Genomic DNA, 1,133 nt, shown 5'->3' with positions numbered 1-1,133 from the left:
GCCTGCAATATTTTTCGTGTCTTCTAAGTGTTGAGTTAATGGTAACCAAAGAAGTCTACTATTTTCCTCTGTTTTCTTAGCCCAAAAATAATCATTAATATGTTTCATATACAAATTTCCTTTAATATTGTATCACCGTTATATTTTATACCTAACACAAAAAATAAACAATGTATAATTGAAAGAACTTCCAATGCTTCATTTAATAGCTCTTTCTTCATTTCTAGCTATCACTTTTAACACCCAAAAACTCCCCTTATAGTTTCTAGTGAAAATTTTTATTTTTTCACTGTCCACTATAAGGGGAGTATATCAACTTCATGATTGGTTTTTTGTATATTATTATTCTAATTGTTATTTCAATTTTCTTGTATATTCTGACCGTTCAAAAATTACCCAACTTAGGTGTCTTGAAGGCGCAAGGAGTCTCAACGCAATATCTTGTTTTGAGTACGTTATTTCAATCATTTATTATGTCAGTTATTGGCGTTATTATAGCCATTATATTAGGTGAAATAACAGCTATTACGTTACCCAGCGAGGTACCCATTGTCATCGATAAAAGTAATATTATTGTAACTCGAAGCGGTATTATTATTATGTTCTTGTTGGGTGCGTTGCTACCAATTCGCCAAATTGCCAAAGTTGATCCTTACAAAATTATTGGAGGTTGATTTAATGTCAAATCTAATTTTCGACTCAGTCACAAAAATTTTTGGTGAAGGGAGTAGTAAGTACGTAGCACTAGAAAATATTAATTTCGAAGCAGAAAGCGGTCAGCTTATTTTAGTTGTAGGGCCATCAGGATCAGGGAAAACTACATTTTTGACTATAGCAGGCGGACTACAGACACCAACTAATGGTGACGTAAAAATAAATGACAGTACAATTAACAGTTTGTCCAAAAAACAACAAACAAAATTAAGATTGGAAAAAATAGGATTTATTTTACAATCTTATAACTTAGTCCCATTTTTAACGGTCGAAGAACAGTTTAAATTCGTAGATAAACTAAAAAAACAAAATTTGACTGAACAAAAATTGCATGAGCTTCTTTCTGATTTAGGACTTTTAGAACTGCTAAAAAAATATCCTAATCAACTTTCTGGTGGACAAAAGCAGCGTGTGGCAAT

Annotated in this window: 2 protein-coding genes; both read left to right on the top strand. The window is 31.7% G+C overall.

The features are described from left to right. The first annotated feature begins 320 nt into the window (after window positions 1-320). On the top strand, window positions 321-674 hold the full coding sequence (locus CGS49_RS13630; protein WP_207653416.1) for an FtsX-like permease family protein: 354 nt from the start codon (window positions 321-323) through the stop codon (window positions 672-674). A 4-nt stretch (window positions 675-678) separates the two neighbouring features. Further along, window positions 679-1,133: ABC transporter ATP-binding protein (locus CGS49_RS13625; protein WP_097802299.1), on the top strand; the 455-nt coding region annotated here is incomplete at its 3' end.

It is taken from the genome of Faecalibacterium langellae, from assembly GCF_002549775.1.
Lineage (GTDB): Bacteria > Bacillota > Clostridia > Oscillospirales > Ruminococcaceae > Faecalibacterium > Faecalibacterium langellae.
Note: the sequence above shows the minus strand (reverse complement) of the source record. Positions and strands in the feature narration are given on the sequence as shown.

Coding starts and splice junctions, on each gene's coding strand:
- CGS49_RS13630 (WP_207653416.1), top strand. CDS start 321: ATGATTGGTTTTTTGTATATTATTATTCTAATTGTTATTTCAATTTTC.